The organism is Candidatus Enterococcus leclercqii (genome assembly GCF_009933135.1).
GTDB lineage: Bacteria > Bacillota > Bacilli > Lactobacillales > Enterococcaceae > Enterococcus_C > Enterococcus_C leclercqii.
Genome location: NZ_MAEH01000006.1, coordinates 41,896 through 60,084 on the forward strand (window position 1 = coordinate 41,896; position 18,189 = coordinate 60,084).

At 45.4% G+C, this 18,189-nt stretch carries 14 protein-coding genes; 5 read left to right on the forward strand and 9 right to left on the reverse strand.

Going from position 1 to position 18,189, the window contains the following annotated elements; all coding sequences use genetic code 11:
* Positions 1–46 precede the first annotated feature (46 nt).
* The gene (locus tag BAU14_RS01580; RefSeq protein WP_161898340.1) at positions 47–781 is read right to left on the reverse strand and encodes a MurR/RpiR family transcriptional regulator; all 735 of its coding nucleotides are present in this window, start codon (positions 779–781) and stop codon (positions 47–49) included.
* 260 nt (positions 782–1,041) lie between these two features.
* Between BAU14_RS01580 and BAU14_RS01585 the strand changes: the two genes are divergently transcribed.
* The 3 genes from BAU14_RS01585 (at position 1,042) to BAU14_RS01595 (ending at position 3,025) form a co-directional block, all read left to right on the forward strand.
* A complete protein-coding gene (locus BAU14_RS01585; protein WP_161898341.1) occupies positions 1,042–1,464 on the forward strand; it encodes an HIT family protein in 423 nt (140 codons plus the stop codon).
* 25 nt (positions 1,465–1,489) lie between these two features.
* The gene (locus BAU14_RS01590; RefSeq protein WP_161898342.1) at positions 1,490–1,849 is read left to right on the forward strand and encodes a YtxH domain-containing protein; all 360 of its coding nucleotides are present in this window, start codon (positions 1,490–1,492) and stop codon (positions 1,847–1,849) included.
* Positions 1,850–1,978: 129 nt separating this feature from the next.
* On the forward strand, positions 1,979–3,025 hold the full coding sequence (locus BAU14_RS01595; protein WP_161898343.1) for a peptidylprolyl isomerase: 1,047 nt from the start codon (positions 1,979–1,981) through the stop codon (positions 3,023–3,025).
* A gap of 116 nt (positions 3,026–3,141) precedes the next feature.
* Here the strand turns inward: BAU14_RS01595 and BAU14_RS01600 are convergent, their stop codons facing one another.
* From BAU14_RS01600 to BAU14_RS01620, 5 genes are all read right to left on the reverse strand, one after another.
* A complete protein-coding gene (locus BAU14_RS01600; RefSeq protein WP_237580392.1) occupies positions 3,142–3,447 on the reverse strand; it encodes a MazG nucleotide pyrophosphohydrolase domain-containing protein in 306 nt (101 codons plus the stop codon).
* Complete coding sequence (locus BAU14_RS01605; RefSeq protein WP_161898344.1) at positions 3,428–4,372, reverse strand: 3'-5' exoribonuclease YhaM family protein; 945 nt, start codon at positions 4,370–4,372, stop codon at positions 3,428–3,430. The genes BAU14_RS01600 and BAU14_RS01605 overlap by 20 nt, the downstream gene beginning before the upstream one ends.
* Before the next feature lie 56 nt (positions 4,373–4,428).
* Positions 4,429–7,176, reverse strand: a complete 2,748-nt coding sequence (locus BAU14_RS01610) for an ATP-binding protein (RefSeq protein ID WP_161898345.1) — start codon at positions 7,174–7,176, stop codon at positions 4,429–4,431.
* On the reverse strand, positions 7,173–8,378 hold the full coding sequence (locus BAU14_RS01615) for a metallophosphoesterase family protein (RefSeq protein WP_161898346.1): 1,206 nt from the start codon (positions 8,376–8,378) through the stop codon (positions 7,173–7,175). Before BAU14_RS01615 ends, BAU14_RS01610 begins: the two co-directional genes overlap by 4 nt.
* Before the next feature lie 274 nt (positions 8,379–8,652).
* Entirely contained in the window at positions 8,653–9,000 is a 348-nt protein-coding gene (locus BAU14_RS01620) for a YlbF family regulator (RefSeq protein ID WP_161898347.1), read from the reverse strand.
* Positions 9,001–9,202: 202 nt separating this feature from the next.
* Between BAU14_RS01620 and BAU14_RS01625 the strand changes: the two genes are divergently transcribed.
* Positions 9,203–10,444 carry a TMEM175 family protein gene (locus tag BAU14_RS01625; RefSeq protein WP_161898348.1) on the forward strand — a complete coding sequence of 414 codons (1,242 nt, stop codon included), beginning with the start codon at positions 9,203–9,205 and terminating at the stop codon, positions 10,442–10,444.
* A gap of 79 nt (positions 10,445–10,523) precedes the next feature.
* Here the strand turns inward: BAU14_RS01625 and BAU14_RS01630 are convergent, their stop codons facing one another.
* Complete coding sequence (locus BAU14_RS01630) at positions 10,524–12,689, reverse strand: PBP1A family penicillin-binding protein (protein ID WP_161898349.1); 2,166 nt, start codon at positions 12,687–12,689, stop codon at positions 10,524–10,526.
* 365 nt (positions 12,690–13,054) lie between these two features.
* Between BAU14_RS01630 and BAU14_RS01635 the strand changes: the two genes are divergently transcribed.
* A complete protein-coding gene (locus BAU14_RS01635; RefSeq protein WP_161898350.1) occupies positions 13,055–13,912 on the forward strand; it encodes an RluA family pseudouridine synthase in 858 nt (285 codons plus the stop codon).
* 560 nt (positions 13,913–14,472) lie between these two features.
* On the opposite strand, the gene BAU14_RS01640 is transcribed toward BAU14_RS01635, so the two are convergent.
* On the reverse strand, positions 14,473–15,345 hold the full coding sequence (locus BAU14_RS01640) for an ROK family protein (RefSeq protein ID WP_161898400.1): 873 nt from the start codon (positions 15,343–15,345) through the stop codon (positions 14,473–14,475).
* 140 nt (positions 15,346–15,485) lie between these two features.
* A complete protein-coding gene (locus tag BAU14_RS01645; RefSeq protein ID WP_161898351.1) occupies positions 15,486–18,167 on the reverse strand; it encodes an alpha-mannosidase in 2,682 nt (893 codons plus the stop codon).
* Positions 18,168–18,189: the final 22 nt, after the last annotated feature.

Genomic DNA, 18,189 nt, shown 5'->3' on the forward strand with positions numbered 1-18,189 from the left:
GTGTCAGCGACTTGTTTAAAGTAACCCGTTTTGAAGCAGCCGGCGACTACCCCAACAAGCGCTGCAGTGAATTAGTCAAAGATTCAATCAAAAACAAGCAAGGCAGTTGGCTGGTGAGATCTTCGTGTTTATTTACCCGCTGCACCTCGATGCGATAGTCCAAAACATAGTCGGCCATTTTTCCAAGGGTAGAATTGACATCGCTGGTAATGGCCACAATTGTCGTGTCATCGTTACGGCGAAAGCCATTGACGATCTCCACGATTTCTGTTGTGTTACCAGTAACAGAAAGTACGACCAGCATATTGTCGGAAGTATTTTTCAATTTAGACATCAAGGGGTAAGTAGGATCCGTTAGTGCAAAGCTGTTGCAGCCCAGCACTGCCAGACGTCTAGCCGCATATTCGCACATGGAACCAGATGACCCCATACCGAAAAAGATGACATTTTCTGATTCCAAAATTCGTTCACTGATATTTAATAGCGTGGCTTCCAGATCCCGAGGAAAGCTGTCCGGATTTAAGGCTTTGATTGCCGCAAATACTTCATCGGTATTGGCCGGCGTCTGCTCCACTCGAAAATAGCTTTTAAATTCAGAAAAACTGTCATACCCCAACTTGCGAATAAAGCGCATCACTGAGGAAGCCGAAGTATGGCTTTCGTTAGCGATTTCCCGTACTCGCATATAAGGAATTTTGTCACTGTTTGAAGACATGTAATGATAAATGGCCTGATCGGTATCCGAAAGGTCATTGAAATCCAGTTTGCCGAAAAAAGACATGCCAGACGCTCCTTCCTTTATTCAAGAACTTGGCGGACCATTTTCAAATGGTCCCTTCAATGCACGTGGCATCACTACAATTATACATGATTGATTCGCTGCGGGGTATTTCTCTCTCTTATTGAGGAAAATTATGATAAAGTAGACTTGTGTCCTGCTATCAGGAAAACGCGGAAATTCTTATGAGAAAAGAAAGCTTGCCGGCTAATTATGACTGTTTGGCAAAGCTTTATCATAAGCTAAATAAAGGAGTGTTGCACATGAAGGACTGTATTTTCTGCAAGATCGTCGCTGGTGAAATCCCCAGCTACAAAGTCTACGAAGACGAGGCTGTCTACGCCTTTTTAGACCTTTCCCAAGTGACAAAAGGTCATACGCTGGTGGTTCCCAAAAAACATGTCACCGATATTTTTGAATACGATGAAGAACTGGCGGCAGCGGTTTTTGCCCGCATTCCCAAGATTGCCAAAGCCTTAGAAAAGGCCTTTCCTGATGCTGAAGGTTTGAACATCATCAACAATAACAAAGAACTGGCTTACCAATCTGTTTTCCACAGCCATATTCATCTGATACCTCGTTACAGCAAGGAAGATGATTTCTCCATGCATTTTGGCAACCATATGGAACAATATAGCCCCGCAGAGATGACGACAATCGCAGAAACAATCAAACAAGCTTTATAGCCAGTGCTACCCAAGGAGGATGACCATGATCAAAAACTTTTTCAAAGGACTGCTTTTTGGTTCACTTTTGGGAGGAAGTCTTGGGTTGCTTTTTGCTCCCCGTAGCGGCAATGAAACTCGGCGCAAGTTAGCCATTGATTTAGAAGAAGCCGCCGACACCCAAGAAGACCTCAATCGCAGTCTGCAGCGTTTCACAAACGCCGCCAAAGAAACACAATCTCTCACGGCTACGATGATACCTGAGTTAACTAAAGGATTGCAACAAGACATCGAAGCCTTCAAATTTCAGGCAGAGCCTCGTATCACCCGCATCAAAAAACAAGTGCAGGTCTTAAATGACCATGTGGCGCAACTGGAACCCGCAAAGTCCGATAAACAATCTTAAAAAAGAACGACAAAAAAAGGGGAAACTGTGAATTTTGTTTGAAAGATCACGGCGGCCCTTTTTTTTTGAAAACGGATTGTGGTATGATAGTGCATGTGAAAATAATGACTACAGGAGTGCAACCTACAAATGAAAAAGAAAATGTTAATTGCTGCAATCAGCGCCTTGAGCGTTTTGACCTTGGCAGCCTGTTCATCAAATACTGGCGGTGAAAAGATCGCAACTATGAAAGGTGCGACTATCTCAGTCCAAGACTTTTACGACCATGTAAAAACTTCCGATGAAAGCAAACAAGCCGTCTCTGAAATGATCGTTTCCAAAGTCTTTGACGATGCTTACAGCGACAAAGTTTCCGATAAAGACGTCGACAAACAGTTCAATGAAACAAAAGAATCCATGGGCGATCAATTTGCCACTGCATTGAAATCCAGCGGTCTGACAGAAAAAAGCTACAAAGAGCTGATTAAACAAAATTTAGCTTTCCAAGAAGGCTTGAAATCCCACATCAAATTAACGGATGCCGACATCAAAACAGCTTGGGATAGTTTCCATCCAGAAGTTGAAGTTCAATTGATGACCGCCGCTTCTGAAGATGATGCCAAAGCTCTGTTGGAGGAAGTTAAAAAAGACGGCGCTGATTTTGGCAAAATCGCTAAAGAAAACGACAAAAATACCGACACGACTTACAAAGAAGACGGTGGCAAAACTAAATTTGATTCCCAATCTACTACCATCTCCAGCACGGTTCAACAAGCGGCTTACAAGCTGAAAGACGGCGAAATTTCTGATGTCATCACAGATAGCAGTTACGATTCTTCCTACAATGTTGTCACAAACTACTACATCGTTAAAATGGTGAAAAACACACCTAAAGGCAACGACATGGAAAAATACGACAAAGAACTGAAAGAAATTGCTACGAATACCTACCTCAATGACAGTACTTTCCGTAATAAAATAATCGGTGAAGAACTGAAAAAAGCGAACGTGAAGATCAAAGACTCTACATTCGCTGATGTCTTGTCTACTTACATTGATGCTGCGGAAAGTTCAACTGCTGAATCAACTGCAGACACTAAAGAAAGCTCTACAAAAGAATCTGATTCTTCAACAGCTGAAAGCTCTACTGCTGAATCAACCACAGCTGAGTCTTCTACAACTGAATCCTCTAAATAAGCTTACCAAACGGATTTGTGACAGTTGTCTAGTCACCGTCCTTTGAAACGTTAGCCACAATAAAAAGAGAAGTTCCTTCCAGTAAAAACAGTGGAAGGGACTTCTCTTTTTATTTTTTAGTTTTCATGGTCTTTGCGGATCCGATTATAAGCCATTTTTTTATTGACAGCAGCTCCTAAGTCGATTTCAAGGATCTCCGCCATTCCCAACAAGTAGATTGCCACATCAGCTAATTCAGCTGCCAACTCTTCTCGACTTTTTTTGTGATAAGCTTCTACTGCTTCCCCTACTTCACCGTAAAGCAGCAAAAATTCCAAATCGACATCCGTCACATTGAAATGATGCGCTACTTTATTCTGGTAAACGGCTTTCTGAACAGCCCGGGTGTCCAATTGCGGCAGCTCAGACATCTTTTGGTACATAGAAGCTGCGGTTATCCATTCCAAAAATCCGGTCCGTGTATTCTCCCGGTGTTGTTTGTCGAATAGAGGTCAGCATCATTTGCATCGAAGCATCCAGGTTATCGATTTGATGCAAAATTTCAGCTTCCATAATTCGTGGTCGTACCGGCGAACCGTATTCCAACAGTCCGTGATGGGATAAAACCATGTGGCGTAAGACGATAATGTCTTCTTCCTGGTCGTCAAATTTTAGCGCCAGACACGCTTTAGTAATCTCTTCATCCACCAAAACCAAGTGCCCAATCAGATTGCCGGCAACAGTATATTCTGTCGCCATCGGTCCGGTGAGCTCCAATACTTTGCCCAAATCGTGAATAATAATCCCTGCGTACAACAAGGATGCATTCAAATCAGGATATTCTTTGACGATAGCTTTTCCTAATCGCAACATGGAGACCGTGTGGTAAGCCAATCCATTGGCAAATGCATGGTGATTGCGTTTGGCCGCTGGGTATTCAAAAAATTCTTTTTGGTACTTGTTCAAAAGAAAACGCACAATACGATTCCAGTGGGGATTGATGATTTCAAAAAGCGTCTGGTTGATTTCTTCTTCCAAATCGTCTTTTTTAATTGGTGCCCGCTCCATATACAGCGTTGGATCAGTCGGCTCATCTGCTTTTGTCAGGCGCAATTGCATGATCTTGACTTGCGGTTGGCCGTTATAGGTTTCCCGCTTGCCGTGAAGAGCCACGACTTTTCCAGGCTCAAAGCGTTCAATCTCTTCTTCTGATGCATCCCAAAACTTGCCGTCTACTGTTCCAGTGGTATCTTGAAAAGTGAAAGCAATGAATTTTTTACCATTTTTTGCCAAGCGCACCTCGGCATTTTTGATCAGATAATACCCTTGAAATTCCTGGTCGACGGTCATTTCACGGATTTTAGTCATGGAAATCTCCTCCTCGGAAGTCGTACTTAAATGTAGGAACTGTTATGTTACAGTGGTTATTTTTCAGTTTTCCCCAGCTGGAGTACCGGTTGGGAAAGCTCCTGATAATAGCTTACCATTTCCCTATCAGAAGACAAACAGATCACCTGGTAATTTTCTCCGAATCGGGCAAATAATTGTGCCAATTGTCTTTTGCGACGACTGTCATAATGGAGCCAGCCGTCGTCGATAATCACCGGTGAGAGCTTACGGCTGCTTTGCAACTGCAGATAGCCGAAACGAACAGCCATAATCAGCTGGTCTTTAGTCCCTGTAGAAAGTTCAAAAATTGTCGCTTCCTGTCCAGTGCTGTTCTCTCGCAGAACCAGCTGTCCTTCAAAAAAGCTCAACTGGCGATAGCGTCCTTCTGTCAATATCTCCAAATAATTGCCGGCAGCTTCTAGTAATTGCGGCAGTTGTTGTTGTGACAAATCTGTCGCTAAATCTGTCAGCGCCGCTTGTGCTGTCTTGCGGCCCCCCCATTGCACCAGCTCTTCGTAAAGTTCTGTTTCCAACTCCGCCTGTTTCTGCCGCAGCTCGTCTAAGGTGCCGTCTTTTTGCAAAACCTCCAACTGAACGTTTTGCCGCTGCAACTCTTCTAAAAGAGCCGTTTCTTCTTCTTGCAAGCGCCGGCCTGTTTGCTGATTTGTCTCTGAGTGGTCCCGCAGCTCTTGATGTAAGATTGGCTGTGGAAAAAGAGGAGCTAAAACGTTTTGCAGCTCTTCCAAACGCTGTTGTTGTCCTTGCATCTGTTGCACAGCCTGCAATCGTTGGGGAATGGCTGACAGACTGTCTGTCGCGGTCGCCTGTAGTAGCGGCTCGGCTTTTTTCTCCAAGGCTTGTTGCTGTAAGGTCAACTGTTGCCGCTGCTCTGCTAAAAGAGTGGTCTGCTGCTGGCCGTGCAACTGCTTTTGCCGGGTTAGCTTTTGATCCAACTGTTGTAGAAATTCGAAGCGTTGAACCAAATCCAACTCCTGTAAAGGCAGCCAGGCCGCAGCAAAATCAAATTCTGCTGTAAGATCGCCGTATGCCTGATCTTGTTTTTGTAATTGCGATGTTACCTGCTCCAGTTCGGTAAGGTACTGATGATATCGCAGATAATCTTGTTGGTAGCTATAGCTGTCCGCCAGAATCGGTGCCGTTGCAGCAGTTGCCAACAGTTTTGCCAGCCTCGTAGCCAGCTGCTGCAAAGACTCCGACAACTGCTGCATTTGCTGTGACAAAGCGGCTAGTTCCTCCTGTCGCTGGACTTGCTGATCCTCTTGGGTCAAATCAGTCGCAACAGCTTCATTTTCAGCTGCAGTGGTCGGCTTGCCCAAAACCTGGTGAAGGGCTTTTTGCTGTTTCCGATGATAAAAATACCAACTACCCGCCACCCCGCAAACAATAGCAGCCACGCCAAAAATTGCTTTATGATTGGGAAAAATGAAAATCCCTGCCAACAAAAAAGCCAGTGCCGGTAAAATCGAAAAAGCCAGCGAATAGTCAGAAACTCTTTTTTGATTGCTGCGGCGATTTTCTTTGCTTCCAGCTTCTCCTGTACGTTCAGAAGCGAAGGTTAAGGTGGTGACTGGTTGTGCCGCCAGCCACTCTTGTTGCATCTTCACATTGCGCAAGTCTTCTGCTTGCTTGCGAATCGTGTTGATCAGCTCGTCAGCAGCTTTTAAGTCTAATTGTTCCGGCAGATCCAACTGCCAACCGTAGCGACTTTCCAGCTTCTCGATTTGTTCTAACAACTGTTGTTGGCGAGCCAAATCCTGATGAAAGCTGTCCGTCAAGCGAACCCCTTCCACCTGCCGCTTCAGCAGCTCTTTGATAATCTGCTCGTGTTGTAAATAAAATTCATACTGAGGTGTCACTGTTTCTGCTTGCTTGGCCCGGTGATACTCCTGATCAACATTTGCCAATTGCTGGGTCAGACTCTGATTTTCCTGATAAATTTCCTGTAATTGTCGCTGCTGTGAAGCACTGAGTTCAGGCGTATCCTGCACTTTTGTCAGCTGCTCAAGGGTTTGCCACTCCTCGTATTGACTCCAGTGCAGCTGGCGGTCTTTCAAAATCAGTTGTTCTTCTTGTTGCTTTTTCAGTTGGCGTCGGACTGTCTGCAGCTGTTTGGCGGCCTGTGACTGACGAGCAAAGCGCTCTTGCACGGTTGCCTCCAGTGCTTCTTTTTCTCTAATTTGACGACTCAGCTGTTGCCAACGAACCAGTTGTTCATTGATGGGCAAGCGGGTTCCCCGTGGCTTATAGCGTTTTTGATTTTCTGTTTGATAACGCTGGCCTGCTGCCATCAGTTGGCGACTGCCGGTGATTCCCAAAGAAATCAGCGCTTCTTGCAACTCATTTTCCTGCAGGTGTTCCAATTGTGAAAGCTGCTCTTGCTGAAAGGTAAATACATCACTGAATAATTGCGGAGTCAGCCCTCGCAGCACCTGCTTCAAAAGCTCTTCATCTCCGACAGTCTCACCGATTGTCACTTTGGCTCGGCCGCGATCCACCAGTTTGTAACGCTCAATACAGACTTCTCCGATACCCTCTGCCTCTAGCCACAGTTTACCGCCAAAAGCCGTTCCGTCCTTTGGGGTATAATCCCGTTGCCGACCACGGCGTGCAGGAAAACCGAAAAGCATCGTTTGAATAAACTGATACAAGGTGGACTTGCCGATTTCATTGGGTCCATAAAGTAGCTGATTGCCTGTAAAAAAGGTAACCTGTTCCCCACGGTATCGGCCAAAGCCGGTGATTTCGCATTTGATCAGCTTCATCTTTCGTCATCCTCCAATGCAAAATCCGCCGCCAAATTTTTCGCGGCTGCAGCCAAAACTTCTTTTTGATAATCGGGATAGCTCTGCAAAAGTTCACCAGCCACGGGGTGTCGATAGAGTTCTTCTACGAGTTCCCCAAAAATCTGCCGGTCTTGATAAACTGCCAAATGCTGAGCGGTTCGAGCCGCTGACAACACTGGCTTGTCTTCTCTGGCAGCGGTTTCTTCACTAATTTGCAATGACGCGATCTGAATCTCAGAATCTCGCCACAATAACTGATTCAAATAATGCTGCAATTCGCCGTTTTCAATTGCCGCTGTCGTTTGCGGATCCAACTGACTATCAGTCAGTTGGACAGTGACCAGCAATGCGCGGTCTTCCGCCAACGATCGCAGTTGTTGCTCCAAATCCGCCAACAGCTGTTTTCTGTCAGAATAGTTAGCGGTAAAGGATATTTCACGCCAAAAAACAGCGGCAACCGGCAGTGCTTCTCGACGACAGCTTCCAGGTGTCAGTTCGACATATTCTACAAAGCCACCGGCAGTTTCTTTGCGGCTGTGTCCTTGAGGTGTCCCCGGGTATAAAATCGGTGGCGCTTCACTCAAGACTGTCGGTACGTGGATATGCCCCAGCGCCCAATAATCATAGCCCTTAGCCTTCATTTCTCCAATCGAGAAAGGGGCATAGACACTAGCTGTCGGATCTCCGTGATACATGCCGATTGCATAAGTTTCGCTTCCTCGGCTTGGAAAATCTGCTACCAGCCCCCGCTCTAAATGAGCAGTCTCGTAGCTGAAGCCACTAATCCGGTAGCTCTCCTTTTGATTAGTCACTCCGCTATAAGAACGGGCGCGTGCTTCTGTGAACAAATGGACATTACTGGGAAAAGCGAACCAGTAACGATCTGCTTTATAATAATCATGATTACCAAAACTCAAAAATACGGGAATGGCGGCTGTCTCCAAGGTTTGGAGGGCCTCCATCAATGCCCCTTGCGCTTTCAAAGAAGGCTTTGCTTGGTGAAAGGTATCGCCTGCCAGCAAGACGAAATCCACCTCTTTAGCGATGGCCGTCGCCATAAGATTGTCTAACATCTGCCGATTGCGCTCCGGCAGCAGGTGGACCGCTTCTTCAGAAAGTCCTTTGAGTCCTTCAAAACTCCGATCGAAATGCAGATCGGCAGCATGGATAAAGCGCAGCATCAGCTCTCCTCATTTCTGCTTTCTTTTGTTCGGGAAGCCCCGAATACTTCCTTTATTCTAACATTTTCCTTTTCTGCCGTCAGTAAAATACGAAAATTTGTTCCCATCTGATTTTTGTGTTTTTAAGGCCAATTTTCCTCGAAAAATACGTTAGACGCATCAGTACCCACTTGCAAGGATATCGTCATTTTTCTTTAAAAAGTCGCTTTCTATGTATCAAAAAAACTCTCCGCCAAATTCTGGCAAAGAGTTTTAAACTAGCAGGGTAATTGTTCTAAGCTTCTGGATTGTAAAGTTCGCGGATTGGACCGGTGATGATGCGGTTCAAGTCATCCAACACGGTGCTAAAAGCTTGCTCCCGTTGCATCAATTGACCAATCAGTTCTTCGTTTTGAATTTTGCTGGTCATTTCTTGTGCAGCTGCAGCATCAGCTTCGGAAATTTCTTCGCCGGCCATCATTTTTTGGTGCAGGCTTTGTTGCAGGACTTGGAATTCTTTGAACAAGTTGTAAGCTTCTTCGTTTTCTTTCAGACGGTTAAATGATTCTTTCAAATCTCCGAATTGTTGTGACTCACGGATTTCTTTTTCTAAACTGTTCGCTGTATCATAGATATTTGCCATGGTTGTCCCTCGCTTCTTAAAAGATACTTCTATTGTAGCATGAAACAAGTGCAAAACCACAGGAAAGGGACAGTCCGTGATGCCTTTTAGAAAAAAACAAACCCTTCTTTCTTCATTTTCAGAAGCGCGGTTTGATTTCGTTTCGTTTCAGTTGTCTATTTCGACGAAAAACAGTAGTCTTTAAAAGAAAGCAGGTGGTTTTGTGAAAGAACGGGTGACTTTATTCAGTGACGCCGTGATTGCAATCATTTTAACCGTCATGGTGGTTGAGTTTCCAGTCAAAGTCGTCAATGGTCACATCCAGTTAGCCCCACTGTTCATGACGATTGGAATCTATTTTATCAGCTTTTGTTTTGTAGCTAATATCTGGTTCCAGACAGCGCAGCGTTTTAACAAAGTAACCGAGGTTACCAACAAAGACTTGGTAATTTATTTGATGTCGTTGTTCCTCTTGTCGTTGGTTCCCAAAGCGACTGACGTTTTGATTGAAGAAACTTCACAATCTACACTGATGATGTACGGGGTCTTAACACTGTTTGTGGTCTTCTTGACTGAATTATTGCTGAATACATTGACTAAACAAGCTGTCCAGGAGAAACAAACACCAAAAGAGGAAATTGACAACGTCCGCCGGCGAGGAATCGCCTTAATCGCCTCGCGAATCTTGCTGCTGATTGTTGGACTATTCTTTCCTCGATTCAGTCTCATCGTCTATATGATTTTGCCGGTACTGGATTTCCTTCAGAATGCTGTGGATCACGAAGAAACCGAATTTTTGCAGCAAATGGGCACCGATCAACGGGAGTTTTATCAAGAGGACCCTCACCAAGTTTGGCAAAACAACTGGCAGAAATACGGAACCTTGTTGCGGACAGCTTTAGCCGGTCGCGGTGATGGTGCTGAAGATGATCCGTCGCAACAACAGGGTGAACGACCGGATTGGTGGCAAAGTTTTGACCGCAAATGGCAACAACGCTTGACTAGCGAGCAAGAACATCTGACTCAGCGTTTGAAATCAGCTACCGACGAAAATGAGATTGCCGCACTAAAAACGCAACTTCAACGTCTGGATGACGAACAAGAGGCCATCGACCACAAACTGTCAGCAACGCAAGAGCGCTTCAAAAAGCGACAGGATCAGGAACAACAACGGCTCTGGCGTCATCTGCAGCCGATTCAAACTGAGATGACGGAACTGGAAACTGCACTGCAGCAAGAAACTGATCCAAAAACGATTAAAAAGTTGAATAGTCAGCTCCAGAATGCTAAGAAAAAATACCAAGAAGAACTCTCCTCCAGTCAAGACCGTACACGGCAAAATGTTCAGCAGGCCCATGCCCGCTTGCTTAACATTTCCAAAAAGCACGGCCCTCGACCGAAAAAGACAACCGGGAAAAATATTTCCGGAGATACCTCTGCTACAGATTCGAATTCAAAGTCATAAGATAACAAAAAAAGCCGCCCCTCGAATATTCCATGAGAGCGACCTTTTTCGTTATTTTTAGCTAAGTGATTGCTTAACTCTAGCGTCCATTTATTTTGTCCCAAAGCCCCCCGAAAAGCTCTTTGGTGCCTTCTTTGAGCTTGTGTCCGAAATCAGAAATGCCATCTACGGCTTTTTCGCCGAAGTCTTCCACTTGTTTTTGCCAATCTGGTTTTTCCTGTTCTTCTTTGTACTCTTGGTAGTCCTCTGTCTTGACGACTTTGCCTTCAGTCTGATAGGCATCAACAACTGGAAAGGCGCCTTCCTTCACATAAGGGAGCACATTGGCTGCAACATTCCGGAAGACTTGTCCCACCCCTTGACCTGCAGCACTGGTAAGGTAATGATCCTTGCTGGTTTTTTCAAATCCGTACCAGCTGGCAATTACCACATTTGGCGTGTAACCAATAATCCATTGATCGTTGACCAATTGTGCATCGAAATTGGTTTCGGTAGTACCGGTCTTACCAGCCATTGTGTAGCCGGGATTGGCCGCGGCGGCACTCCCGTTGGAGAAGGTACCCAGCAACATGCTGGTCATCTGATTAGAGGTTTCTTGAGAGATGATTCGCTTGCCGTTAGTCGTGTTGTCTACGATTACAGCGCCTTTTGAATCCACAATTTTACGGATTAGATGGGGCTTGTAGTAAGTGCCCCCATTGGCAAATACAGCATAGGCCGCGGCCATGGTCATCGGTGATTCCCCTTTTTCCAGACCGCCTAGACCAACGCCCCCCCAATACTTGTCTTTTTCACTCAATGAAAGACCGAATTCTTTGGTCTTTTTGAACCCTTTGTCCAGACCAATTTCGTGGAGCAGCCAAACTGCCGGTACATTCAGACTGTTAGCAACAGCTTGATACATCGGAACCTCACCGGATTCAGAATAGGTGCCGCTGTAGTTTTTCACATCGTAAAAGTCCAGCTTCTGGTCTTTGAGCAGATCAGCAGGCTCATAGCCGGCTTCTAAAGCTGGCGTATAAACACCCAATGGCTTAATAGTAGACCCTGGTGAGCGGCGCATTTGTGTCGCAAAGTTAAACCCGCGATAAACATGTTCCCCCCGACGACCGACTAATGCCTGAACGCCGCCGCTATTAGGATCGATAGCAATCGTCGCTGACTGTGGCCGTTCCCCATCAGCCGTTTCGGGATCTGGAAAGACGTAATCTTGTGCATAGGTGTTTTCCATGGCCGACTGCATATTTTGGTCCAGCGAGGTATAAATTTTATACCCCTTATTCAAAATATCAGCTTCTTCCAGACCATAGTCATTGACCGCCTCGTCAATTAAAGCATCATAGTAAAATGGGTATTTATAGCCTTTATCCGACTGAGAGTACCCATCAGAAACATAGTCGCCAATATTGGCAGCAGCTGCTTGTTTTTCCTGTTCGCTGGTGATTTTCCCATTATCCGCCATCACCGAAAGCACTGTATTTCGACGTTTATTCGCCCACTCGACACTGTCAATCGGGTTATAGATGTTCGGTCCTTTCAGCATTCCCGCCAGTGTCGCTGCCTGTGTGAGATTCACATCAGAAGCGTTGACACCGAAATATTTCAATGCCGCATCTTGCATCCCCCACACCCCGTTACCCATGTAGGAATTGTTTAGATACATTTCTAAAATCTGGTCTTTTGAGTATTTTTTTTCGATCTCAATAGCCAAAAACAGCTCCTTGGCTTTGCGGCTAAAAGTCTGATCGAGGTTGAGGTAGGCATTTTTTGCCAACTGTTGGGTAATAGTGGAACCACCTCCACCGGAAGTATCCCCATTTTTCAGGACACGCAAAGCTGCACGGGCAATCCCCTTGATATCAAAGCCTCGATGATCGTAAAAACTACGGTCTTCTGTTGAAATTACAGCGTCTCTGATGAGGGGCGAAATCTTGTCCAAGGAAACATAAGTCCCTTTTTGTGATAGCAACTTGCCGGCTTCCTCATCTTTATTGTCGTACACTACCGTAGAAGTTTTCATACTTTCTTCCAGACTACCCACGTCTACTTGCTTAGACAGATAAAAAAGATAGCTGGAGGTAATCAAAAATGCCAATAGCATAAACAAAAGTAAGATCTTATTGACATGGTACTGTTTCCAGACTCGCTTTCGAGCTCGGTGAAAACGAACCAGATAAGGTTTTAGCCACTGCCAGAAATGCGCCAGTGCACCTTTGATCTTGGTCCATATTTGGTTAAAATCCATGGATTTGCTTCCTTTCTCGGTAATATTCCCTTATTAGACCGATCTTTGCTAAAAATGGTTTTCCTCAGAGGATTCAAAATAATTCCTTGTCTCTGAGTTACAAAATCGGACGAGGGCTTTGCGGCAACTTGAAATTGCGTTAGAATAATGGCTGATATGTTGCCAAATCAAAGTGTAGCACGATTTTTTGTTCCCAACATAGGACTTTGGTCTGATAGTGCTCCTGGTGACGATTTTGATAGGAGCCAAATGTACTCATAGCCGCTATTTTAGCATTGAAAAGCCGTAAAAGTGTCACTTTTTTCTTAAATAACTGTTAAAAATGCTATACTTTTGCTAAAGAAAAATACAAGGAAGGAACCTTTATGGAATATACCATCGATTTGCCCACTACCCAACCTGTACTTACGCTGCGGGAACTATTGGAATCTCAGTGGCTTGTTCCCCGGAAAGTCCGGCATTTCCTGCGCGTCCGAAAAAATGTTCAGATCAACGGTGAAGCCGCACTGTTTCATCAGGAAGTTGGCCCCGGCGACCGCATTACACTACGTTTAGAAGAAGGTGACTATAACTATCAGCCGGTGGTAGCCGGAAACGCGGCAGCGATTCGCCCACTTTATGAAGATGATCACCTGATTGTTGTGGATAAGCCCGCCGGCATCAAGACTCATCCCAATCAGCCGAAAGAAACAGGGACCCTTTTCAACGACCTGGCAGCTTATTTGAAGCAAAAAGATCAACAACCCTATGTCGTCCATCGGCTAGATAAAGAAACGTCCGGTGCGATTCTTTTTGCTAAAAACCCGTTAGTCTTACCTATCTTAGGGCGACTCTTGGAAGAAAAACAGATTTACCGTCGCTATCAAGCCGTAGTGGAAGGTCCTATTACAAAAGATTTGACCATCACCAAGAAAATCGGCCGTGATCGCCATGATCGCCGGAAACGGGTCATTGATGAACGCGGTGGACAAGTGGCAGTCACCCACATTAACGTCTCTGCCCATACGCAAAAAGAGAGCCGGATCTTCTGTGTACTTGATACCGGTCGTACCCATCAAATTCGTGTTCACCTTGCCTCAATCGGCCATCCTATCGTCGGGGATCCGCTGTATAATCGGCGACAATCTGGTGATCGTCTGCAGCTGCATGCGTACCAACTCATTTTGAAACATCCTTTCACCGAGCAAAGGCTTGAATTGACAGCAGCTCCTGGATTATGGTGAGCACCGGGTCTTTTTGACAGGTGGTGTCTGAATCGCTAAAATTGCGAATCTTTCTGCCGGCAAGAATTCTACCAGCGGCCACTTTTAGCTAGCCATCAATGACAACCCGTGGCTTCAGCGAGCGACCATAACGCTACAACAAGCGCTGTGACACAAATCATTTTTAAATGGTAACCGGCGGACATTTCAATCGATTAAACAAAGAAGCTCCACCAAAAAGACGTGCGATAGTTGTTGTATATAAGTTTCTGCAAGAAAACTAGCCCTATTTACAAAGAGAAGTGAATGACGCTGACTTAAGCGTGATGAAAGCAAGGAAAGTCTGTATTTGAAATTTTTAACAAGTAAAAGAGAAGGCACTTCCACAGTTTTTTTATGGAAGTGTCTTCTCTTTATTATAATGCAAACTTCTCAGTAGCTGATAGCGCTGAAAAAAATGCCTTTTGGAAGTTTCCCTCAATATTTCCCTCGCAAAAACGCCTGCAGGACAATCCCTTAAAATAGCAAAAGACCCACAGAGTGCTGGACATGCCGCAAACTCTGTGGGTCTTCTTTATTTATTATTGTTCTGCCAATGCGTCTGCTGCCAGCAATAAACAGCCGGTAATGCCACTTTCATTAGGCAATGCCCAACGAACGATATATTCACTGGCTTCCGGAGTTTCCATGTAGCCGTTCATCTGATTGACAAACTGTTGACGAATCTTCAACAGCAGGTGGTCTTGATTCATTACGCCGCCACCCAAAATCATGATTTCAGGACCAAATGTTAATGCATAGGTCATCAATGCCTGACCGATATAATAGGCTTGAATATCCCAGATTGGATGGTCTTCCGGCAAATCCTGGCCTTTGATTCCCGTACGCGCTTCCAATGACGGGCCTGCTGCTAAGCCTTCCAGACAGTCTTTGTGGAAAGGACACGTGCCTTCGTAGCGATCGTCAGGGTGGCGTTTGACATGGATATGCCCGGTTTCTGGATGTGAGATGCCAGAGAATACTTTGCCGTCAATGACGACTCCGCCGCCAATCCCCGTGCCGACTGTCAGATACAGACAGCTGCTCTTTCCTTGCGCCGCACCTTTTTTCAGTTCACCGTATGCCGCTGCATTCACGTCGGTAGTCCAAGCAAAAGGAATCGTCGGATAATGCTCTTTCATATTGCCGAGAAAATCATATTGTGCCCAGCCTTTTTTCGGTGTTGCCAAGACATAGCCATAGCTGTCCTTTTTAGGATCAATGCCGATAGGACCGAATGAGCCGATCCCCATTGCCGCAATCTCAAATTGATCAAAAAAGGCAAAGACATTTTCCAGTGTTTCTTCTGGTGTCGTGGTGGGAATACTCGTTCTTTCCACAATGTTGAAGTTTTCATCACTAACCGCCAAGACGAATTTCGTCCCGCCAGCTTCGATACCGCCGTAATAAGTCATCACGTTTCACGCTCGCTTTCATTTGGTAGTCGGCAGATCCTGATTGTACTGCCGGTCGAACAAAACAAAGCCGTGCTGCCCGCAAAGCTCCGCCGCTGGAAAAATTTCCAACCCACTGAGACAGCAGACAGCACCGTTTTTTATTCTACGATACCGACTGTCCGGATTTCGTAAGGATTCAAAACATCAAGAACGGTGTCTGCTTGTTCTTCCTCCAGTAAGTTTAACAGATGCAACTCTTTGGCACCATCCTTCTTGACAGAAATCGGTGTCGTTTCAGCCGCCAGATTGTAGCCTCGCAAAACTGCAATCTCATCTTCCCGGCGACGTTTCAAAGCAGTAATCGCAAAAGTTGCTCCTTCAACAGCCACATAGGTTTTAACCGCTGGCAGCTGACCTTCGTGGCGGCCAGTTTGTCGGGCAGTTAGCGGTACTTGCAAGGCTTGTGCCCGCTTGTAAGTTTCGTAACGAGTCTCAGGAGCACCGTGGAATGCAATCCCGTAATTGAACGTATGGCGACCCAAGCACTGCGCTTCTGGTGTCGCAAACCAACCCCAGTCACCTAATTCACCCGTACAACGCAACAGTGTCAAGGCAATGGTATCCTCTACGATTTCATATTCATTCAATCCATAGTTGTTCACTGTCACACCGAAATTGTCATCGTGCAAATTGACAAATGCGTGTTGATGCTGCGGATTGGTTGGGTTTTGCCAGTGGGAAGATACTTTGTTTGGTCGAGTCACCGCTTCAAAAATGCTGTCAGCTTCATGGGTATTGACAGCTAAAGTCGTTGGGAACAAGGCCCGCAGGCGATGGTCTTTGGCTTGATTGTCCACTGTTGTTTCAAACTGCACATCAGCATTTTGACGATCAATTGTGATCAGTGTTTCGATAGTGAAAGGAATCAGTTGTTCAGATCGGCCTGCTTTACGGAAACGGAAATCAATGACAGCCTTTTGTTCTTCTTCCAACAGGTGATCAGCTGACGCTGGAATCATCATTTGGCTGCTCAAACGAACTACACCCCGCAGGTCACTGTTTTCCACAATCTCTACCGTGTGAGGAAAATCAGTTGACAACAGTGCTTTGTCCCCTTCTGGCGCTTTAAAAATATACTCATTCGCGATATCCCCGATATTTTCAAAGACCAACAAGCCGTCCAACTGACGAGCCAGCTTTTTGTCCAGTACAGACAAGGAACCATCTGCTTTGATCTCAGCTTTGACAAATTCATTTTCCAGGATACGGCCGTCAGCTTTCACCAAAGCATCCCCCGCAGTCCGAGCCGGTCCTTCTACCAATGCAAAAGTTTCCCAGCTAAAAGGCGCCAACTCACTGACTTCAACCGCCACATTCACGAAGCGTTCCATATAAGGAATCCGGAAACGATCTTTTGGCAGATCATAATCAAAATGAACGTCTTCCGCACTGATTTCAGCTGCAACGACTTCCCCTTTTTGATTGACTACATGGTAAGTTTTCGGTGCCAGTTCTTTCAAGGCTTTGTACAAACGTCCTGGTACGCCTTCAGCAAAGGTCTTGCGCTCCAATTCGACTTCCAAAGTAGCCAAGCCACTGCGGACAGTGCCCCCTGTATTGAAGACGACAAATGGTTTGCTGCCTTCAGGAAAAGCGCTTGTATCAATTGCAGCAGTTAATTGCGCTGCCGCTTCGTCTGCAACATATTTACCGACTTCGTTTGCTTTTTCAAAACGAGGCATCATTTCCCGGTGAACTTCATCGACAGAACAGCCGCAGATACTGTCATGAGGATGGTTTTGCATCAAGGTTTTCCAAGCATAGTCCAATTGATCATGAGGGTAAGTTCCCGTCACTTCATAAGCCATTGTAGCTAATGGTTCTGCAATATTTTCCAATTGGCGGGAAACCCGGGTATTCCATTGTTTCAAATACACACGAGAAGATGCCGTATTAGCCAATGTATACCAACCATCTGTTTCTTGGCTGGTTAATTCGCCATACATCGTTCCCAAATCCTCTGGCAGATCATTTTCTACTGCATCCAAGTATTCCATAAAGCTGGAGTGGACAAATTCATAGTCTGGGAACAATTGGTTAGCCAATGCAATCGCTTTGGTCACATCTTTTTGAACCGGTTGGTGGTCCACCCCGTTCATCATCAACAGATTACCGGTAGATGCAAATTTTTCAGCATCCGCCAATTTTTGGTTCCAGAATTTTTTCGCCGCTTCTTCTTCAGCAGGAATTTCGTTGCCGTTTGAATACCAGTTGGCAAACAACAGGCCAAAGATCTGGCTCTTGTCAGGGCCTTCCCAATTCATCTCAGAATATTGTGAAGTGAACTTATCATCTTCCAAGACTTCATTATCAAATCCGATTGGCTTCACACCACGACCGTATGCCGCCGCCTTCAAATTGGCTTGTAACATCATTTGTGGTGTTTGCCCCATATTTCCGAAGGTATCTGGGAAGTAGCCTAATGCTACCGGTGTGCCCCATTTTTTGGATTCTTGCATGCCGATCAACATGTTGCGGGTGTTGGATTCTGAGCTGGTCAAAAAATCATCCTGCAAAATGTAGAATGGGCCAATTTGCAATTTGCCTTCGTCAATTGCTTTTTGGACAGCTGCCCGTTTTTCAGGACGAACTTGCAGATAGTCGTCTAAAATGATGGTTTGTCCATCCAGATGGAAGCTGTGGAAATTTGGATCTGTTTCAAAGAGTTCCAACAGATCATCCATCAGTTCGACCAAACGCATATGATGCTGTTCGTAAGCCATATACCATTCCCGATCCCAGTGACTGTGGGAGATGATGAAAACTTTTTTCTTAGTCATTGCTCTTTTCCCCTTATCTTGT